The sequence below is a fragment of the Aquabacterium sp. genome, assembly GCF_036273115.1.
Lineage (GTDB): Bacteria > Pseudomonadota > Gammaproteobacteria > Burkholderiales > Burkholderiaceae_C > Aquabacterium.
The window spans coordinates 1-5,191 of sequence record NZ_DASUIN010000015.1; the positions used below are offsets into that span (position 1 = coordinate 1).

Below are 5,191 nucleotides of genomic sequence, written 5' to 3' on the forward strand. Positions count from 1 at the left end.
GCTGGCCAGCCTCAATGGCTATGCCCCGGCACTGTCGATCGAATTCGGCCGCAAGGTCCTGTTCTCGACCGAACGTCCGACCTTCCTCGAACTGGAAGAGCACGTCAAGCAGGCCAAGGGCAAGTAAGCGGTCGGCAGGCCGGCCCGGGGAGGCCGGCAGGCAGGGCGATTCACACAGACATCAGTATTGAAGCAGGAGCACAGGCATGGCCGACGAAGGTCTACGTCCCATTATCGTCAAGCGGATCAAGAAAGGCGGCGGGGGTCACCACGGTGGCGCCTGGAAGATTGCCTACGCCGACTTCGTGACCGCGATGATGGCCTTCTTCCTGCTGATGTGGCTGCTGGGCTCGACCACGGAAGGCGACCGCAAGGGCATTGCCGACTATTTCAACAGCCCCTTGAAGGTGGCTTTCTTTGGTGGCTCGGGTGCCGGTGATGCGACCTCGCTGGTCAAAGGCGGTGGCAACAGCCTCAGCGAAAGCGCTGGTCAGGTGAAAAAAGGTGCGTCGGAAGAGGCCGAGATCCGAGCCCGCCGCAAGGCCATCCAGGCTGCGCAAGCCGCGGCTGAATCAGCCCGACTGCGCGTGCTGAAGGAAAAAGTCGAAGAAGTGATCGCCAACGATGCTCGACTGGCGCAATACAAAACGCAAATTCGTCTGGACATGACGGCCGAAGGGCTTCGCATCCAGATCGTCGATGATCAGAACCGACCGATGTTCGCCAGCGGCGACTCCGATGTGCAAGGCTATATGCGCGAACTGCTGCGCGCGATTGGGGCCGTGCTGGAAGCCGTACCGAACCGCTTGACGATAGAAGGCCACACCGACTCGAAGCCTTTCAGCTCGGGGGATCGCGGCTACAGCAACTGGGAACTGTCAGCCGACCGAGCCAACGCATCGCGACGCGAATTGATCGCGGGGGGCCTATCGGGTGACAAGGTGCTGCGTGTCCAAGGCCTGGCATCGAGCATGCCGTATGAGCACGAAGACCCCGAAAGCCCCCTGAACCGCCGCATCAGCATCATCGTGATGAACCGCGCTGCGGAAGACCGAATCTTTGAATCGGCGCAAGCCGAAAGCGCTGCCGGCAAGCCGGAACCGGACAACATTGACCTGCCCATAAAGGGCTCAAGCCCACCTGCGGTCAGCCGATAAGCCTGTAGCGACATTGTCGTCAGAGCCCGTCAACTAGACCGCGGATTGAATCAAGGACAAGCCATGAGCAACCCTGCTGACATGAAATTTCTTATCGTGGACGATTTCTCCACCATGCGCCGCATTGTCCGCGGTCTGCTCAAGGAAATCGGCTACAACAACGCCGAGGAAGCGGAAGATGGCGCGGTAGGCCTGAACATGCTGAAAAACGGCAAGTTCGACTTTGTCGTCAGCGACATCAACATGCCCAATATGAATGGCTTTGAACTGCTCAAAGCCATCAAGGCCGACGACAGTCTCAAGCACCTTCCCGTGCTGATGGTGACCGCCGAGGCCCGCAAAGAAGACATTGTGCTGGCCGCGCAGTCTGGCGCCGCAGGCTACATCGTCAAGCCCTTCACCAAAGCGACTTTGGAAGAGAAGGTGCAAAAGATCATGCAAAAGCTGGCCACCACGGCCTGACGGGAGCAGACCATGAAAATGGATGAACTGCCCCCCATGACAATGCCGGCGGCATCGCCCGAGATCTTTCATCAGCTCGGCTTGCTGACCCGCCAACTGCATGACACGATGAACATGCTGGGCGTGCTGCCCAAGCTGAAAGACACGGTCGAGAACATTCCCGATGCCCGCACCCGCTTGAGCTACATCGCCACCAAAACGGCCGATGCGGCAGAGAAGGTGCTGAATCTGGTGGACCAGGCCAAGGCCGACCAGGCGCACATCGCCGCTGAAACCCGTCGTCTGGCCGATCTGATTGTGCAAGATCCGGTCAAAGCGGTGGCCACCGGCGCCGTGATGAACTTCGTGAATGACGTCGAAAGCACGACGCAACGCGTGGATCAGCACCTGACCGACATCATGATGGCGCAAGACTTCCATGATCTGACGGGTCAGGTGGTGGCCAAAGTGGTGAAGCTGGCGAACGATCTGGAAGCCCAGCTCGTCAAGGTCCTGGTGCAAGCAGCACCGCCAGAGCAGCACCACAAGGTTGAGGCCGTGCTCACTCACGCCCTGCCCAACGAAGAGGTCAAGCTTGAAGGTCCGGTGGTGTCCACCGAGGGCCGCACCGACGTGGTGACCAACCAGAGCGAAGTCGACGATCTGCTGGCCAGCCTCGGTTTCTAACCCCCTGCCTGCCCATGCCCAGATGGCTGGTTGCTACACGCGACCAGCCATTTTTTCTTTCACCAGCGCCACTTGTCGGCGAGACACGGCCAACCACTCCTGAGTGGCATCCAGCCAGATCGCCCAGCCTTCCTGACCGGTCTCTGGATCTTCTCGCCGCCCCAGGCGGGTCATGGCATCACGGGCCACCAGGGCATTGCGATGCACCCGCACAAAGCGGGGCCCAAGGCGTTGTTCGAGATCGTTCAAACTGACATCCAGTTGCCAGGCTTGAGCCGCCGTCCGCACCGTGACGTGCTTCTGCTCGGCTTTGCAATAAACAAGGTCACGAAACGGCACGCGCACCCAAGCACCACGCTCTACGACCCGAAGAGCCTCATCAGGCTCGTCTCCTGCAGCAGCATCCGCCGCGGGCTGACGTTGATGCCAGCGCTGCAAACTCGCTTCCAGGCGCTCTAGGCGAATCGGCTTGGTGAGATAGTCCAGCGCCTCGATCTCAAAGGCGGCCACCGCGTGCTCAGGATGCGCCGTTACGAACACGAACGCAGGGGCGCGTCCTTCGGCGCGCAAAGCCCGCGCCAATTGCAGGCCATCCCGGCCCGGCATCGCAATGTCGAGAAACACCACATCGGGCATGCCGCCGACCTGTCGCCAGCCCTTGAATGCCTGCAGCGTCGAATCGGCATCGCCAAACTCGCCCACGACATCACACCTGCAATGGCACTGAGCCAACAGGCTGCGCATCCTCAAACGAGCCAAAGGCTCGTCGTCGACGATGACCACGCGGCAAACACTCATTTCAGCTCCCCTCAGACACGGGCAACACCATCCGCACGCGGAACTCCGGCAACACGTCTGGTTGATTGCTGTCGACCACGCCACACTCCAGAGCGGCCTCGAGGTCGTACATCAGATGCAGACGTTGCCGCACGTTAGCCAGGGCCATACCTTGACCCCTGGTGTGTGACGGGCCTCCCGCTTGAGACGGCATGGAATTGGTGACCAGAACCTCTACGCCCCCGCCATCGCGTCGAACCCGTACCTGCACCCAGCCGCCTGGTACAGCCGGCTCGACACCATGGCGCACGGCATTCTCGACCAGCGGCTGCAGCACCAGCGCGGGCACGACGGTTTCCGACAGGCTGGCATCCACATCCCAATGCACCCGAAGGCGTTCGCCGAAGCGCAAGGCTTCGATGTCGAGATAACGCTGCGCCAAGCGCACCTCTTGCCCCAGGGTCGATCGGGCGTGCGGCGAGGCCAGCGCCTCACGAAACAACTCTGCCAGATCCTCCAGAACCGCCTCGGCGCGTTGTGGGTCAACCTGAACCAAGGCGATGGCTGTATTCAATGTATTGAACAGGAAATGCGGCCGAATGCGTGCCTGCAATTCAGCCAGACGCGCCTGCGCCTCGGTGGGCAGAATGCCCTTGGCCCGCCCCCGCAACCAGACCGCGACCACCATGCCCATGGCCGCACCGGTCAGGATGGGGGGAATCCAGGGCCACCAAAGTGGAACCGGTTCACCCAAGGCCCGCTCGATCCAATGTCGAGGCCAGAGGAACAGCCAGACGACCACCCCGCCGAGCCCCCCAGCCAACAAAACCTGGGTGGCAGGCCGCCAACGCCCCAACCAGGCCCCCAGCCAGCAGACCAGCAAGAGCCACAGCAAGGTGGCGGGCACCGACACGACCGAGGCCTGCGCCCAGCGCAGCAAGGCGGACAAAAGGCCGTCGCTGTCCGACAGCGCGCCCAAGGCAACCGGCAACTGCACGGCCACGATCACCTTTAATAGCACCCCGGTTCGGCAAACCGCAAAAGGATTGGGCTCAGTCTCATTAAAATCCATGGTTTGCACATTTTGCGTGAAGCGCGCCACTGGATCAGCCCATGAGCACCAACCAACTCGACAAGAAGTCCCAGGCCTGGTCGGCCCTGTTTTCCGAGCCGATGAGCGAGCTGGTCAAGCGCTACACCGCCAGCGTGTTTTTCGACAAGCGCCTGTGGGCCGCTGACATCCAGGGTTCCTTGGCACACGCCGAAATGCTGCAGGCTCAAGGCCTGATCTCGGCGTCCGACTGGGAAGCCATCCAGAAAGGCATGGCGCAGATCCGGTCTGAGATCGAAGCCGGCACCTTCGAGTGGAAGCTCGACCTGGAAGACGTGCACCTGAACATCGAAGCGCGCCTGACCCAGCTGGTGGGCGACGCTGGCAAGCGCCTGCACACCGGCCGCAGCCGTAACGACCAAGTCGCCACCGACGTACGCCTGTGGCTGCGCGGCGAGATCGACGAAATTGGCTTGCTGCTGATCGAGTTGCAAAAAGCCCTGGTCGATGTGGCCGAGCAAAACGCCGACACCATCCTGCCCGGCTTCACCCACCTGCAAGTGGCCCAGCCCGTGGCCTTTGGTCACCACCTGCTGGCCTATGTGGAAATGTTTGCCCGCGACGCCGAGCGCATGCTCGACCTGCGCAAGCGCGTGAACCGCCTGCCACTGGGCTCGGCCGCGCTGGCCGGCACCAGCTACCCCCTGGACCGCGAGCGTGTGGCCCGCACCCTGGGCTTCGAAGCCGTGTGCCAGAACAGCCTGGACGGCGTGTCCGACCGCGACTTCGCCATCGAATTCACCGCCGCCGCCTCGCTGCTGATGGTGCACGTGTCTCGCCTGAGCGAAGAGCTGATCCTGTGGATGAGCCAATCGTTCGGCTTTATCGATCTGGCTGACCGCTTCTGCACCGGCTCGTCGATCATGCCGCAGAAGAAGAACCCCGACGTGCCCGAACTGGCGCGCGGCAAGACCGGCCGCGTGGTGGGCCACCTGATGGGCCTGATCACCCTGATGAAGGGCCAGCCCCTGGCCTACAACAAGGACAACCAGGAAGACAAGGAACCCTTGTTCGACAC

6 protein-coding genes and 1 pseudogene are annotated in these 5,191 nt (G+C 61.9%); 5 read left to right on the plus strand and 2 right to left on the minus strand.

The genetic code is table 11. From position 1 onward, the window contains the following. The 4 genes and pseudogenes from VFW72_RS06230 to VFW72_RS06245 all read left to right on the plus strand — a co-directional run. Nucleotides 1-127 (plus strand): annotated as a pseudogene (locus tag VFW72_RS06230) (flagellar motor stator protein MotA); the annotation flags it as partial. Between the two features lie 79 nt (nucleotides 128-206). Beyond that, nucleotides 207-1,157, plus strand: coding sequence for a flagellar motor protein MotB (gene motB / locus VFW72_RS06235; protein WP_329673418.1), 951 nt, complete (start codon nucleotides 207-209; stop codon nucleotides 1,155-1,157). Nucleotides 1,158-1,220: 63 nt separating this feature from the next. Next, entirely contained in the window at nucleotides 1,221-1,619 is a 399-nt protein-coding gene (gene cheY / locus VFW72_RS06240) for a chemotaxis response regulator CheY (protein ID WP_329673419.1), read from the plus strand. A 12-nt stretch (nucleotides 1,620-1,631) separates the two neighbouring features. Further along, complete coding sequence (locus tag VFW72_RS06245) at nucleotides 1,632-2,285, plus strand: protein phosphatase CheZ (protein ID WP_329673420.1); 654 nt, start codon at nucleotides 1,632-1,634, stop codon at nucleotides 2,283-2,285. 33 nt (nucleotides 2,286-2,318) lie between these two features. On the opposite strand, the gene VFW72_RS06250 is transcribed toward VFW72_RS06245, so the two are convergent. After that, entirely contained in the window at nucleotides 2,319-3,083 is a 765-nt protein-coding gene (locus tag VFW72_RS06250; protein WP_329673421.1) for a LytTR family DNA-binding domain-containing protein, read from the minus strand. A 1-nt stretch (nucleotide 3,084) separates the two neighbouring features. Then, nucleotides 3,085-4,065 carry a sensor histidine kinase gene (locus VFW72_RS06255; protein ID WP_329673422.1) on the minus strand — a complete coding sequence of 327 codons (981 nt, stop codon included), beginning with the start codon at nucleotides 4,063-4,065 and terminating at the stop codon, nucleotides 3,085-3,087. Nucleotides 4,066-4,175: 110 nt separating this feature from the next. Here VFW72_RS06255 and argH point away from each other — a divergent pair. Next, nucleotides 4,176-5,191, plus strand: a 1,016-nt coding sequence (gene argH / locus VFW72_RS06260) for an argininosuccinate lyase (protein WP_329673423.1), incomplete at its 3' end; no start/stop codon positions are given.

Bases quoted from the DNA above. Each gene is read 5' to 3' on its own strand.
- motB (WP_329673418.1), top strand. From the start codon at position 207: ATGGCCGACGAAGGTCTACGTCCCATTATCGTCAAGCGGATCAAGAAA.
- cheY (WP_329673419.1), top strand. From the start codon at position 1,221: ATGAGCAACCCTGCTGACATGAAATTTCTTATCGTGGACGATTTCTCC.
- VFW72_RS06245 (WP_329673420.1), top strand. From the start codon at position 1,632: ATGAAAATGGATGAACTGCCCCCCATGACAATGCCGGCGGCATCGCCC.
- VFW72_RS06250 (WP_329673421.1), bottom strand. From the start codon at position 3,083: ATGAGTGTTTGCCGCGTGGTCATCGTCGACGACGAGCCTTTGGCTCGT.